The sequence below is a fragment of the Prevotella sp. oral taxon 317 str. F0108 genome (assembly GCF_000162415.1).
Classification (GTDB): Bacteria; Bacteroidota; Bacteroidia; order Bacteroidales; family Bacteroidaceae; genus Prevotella; species Prevotella conceptionensis.
The window spans coordinates 99704-100730 of sequence record NZ_GG740075.1 but is presented as its reverse complement, the minus strand read 5'-3'; the positions used below and the strand labels follow the sequence as shown (position 1 = coordinate 100730).

At 49.9% G+C, this 1027-nt stretch carries 1 protein-coding gene; it reads right to left on the bottom strand.

Going from position 1 to position 1027, the window contains the following annotated elements:
- Positions 1-55: 55 nt before the first annotated feature.
- The coding region (locus tag HMPREF0670_RS17180; protein ID WP_232213917.1) for a hypothetical protein at positions 56-1027 on the bottom strand (972 nt) is incomplete at its 5' end.

The following is a 1027-nucleotide window of genomic DNA, read 5'->3' as shown; positions in this document are numbered from 1 at the left end:
TTTGAACTTCCAAATATTGCATCAAATAGTCCCATAATTACGCTTGACATTTAAGTTAGAAAATACTATCCACCAATGCTGAACCGCCCCAGCTACAAAGGAATGCACCGATGAGACCGACTACCACTGCGCCAACGAGTGTACCCACGCTAGGACAAACGGCCGTGCCGATAATTGCGCCAATTTCGGCACCGGCCCATGCACCGGCCAAGCCACCAACAGCCGCCCCTGTGGCCTGTTGTGTCTTGTCGCCAAACTCCCCTTCCTCTTGGTAGGCATCGTTGATGCAATATGCGTCCCAAGCAATGCCCACCACGATTAAGGCTCTGCCTGCAACCTTGCCCACAGTTCTAAGCACTGGGGAGCTTTCGATGTATTGCGTGCCTTTCCACAAGGCATCGTTGGCTTTCGCGGCTGCCTTGCTGCTTTGCGCGGCCTTCGAAAAGTTAGATTCCGAAATGACCTTGACAGGTCTGAGATTTGCAACCTTCGAACGAACGGACTTTATTAATCCCTTTGCTTTTGTTGGAGGTTTCGTTACCTTTTCCGATTTCCTTGTAGAGGACACATCGCCAGTTCCCTTGGTTGCGTAGTTGATAATCCGCATATTGCCATCGCCATCAACGTGGGTCACAGTGCGTCGTAAGCTGTTCTTATCATTGGCTGCTTTCATTGCCTCCGCATGATTTTCAGGCACGGCACCTTGTTCTAAATGTCTTCCCACCCATTTCTGGCTAAGTTGTTTGCCCGAATCCTTTGTTTTCTCTGGTCCCTTTTTCCAAGGTTTCGCATCGTCCACAATATACTCTCCATTCTTGGTGTATGCCCCATCGAACCCCTTTCCCGTAGGCTTGTCGATGTACATCAACGGATGTTTGCTCCGAATGTTCTGCATCCCCCTTGCGGCATAAAGCCTGTTGGCCGCCATCTCTCCATAATTGCCTTTCCGAATGTTGGTATTAAGTTCGATTATCCCTTTCCCCACATCATACAGCACCCTGTCTTGTACGAAACCGACGCACCGGTT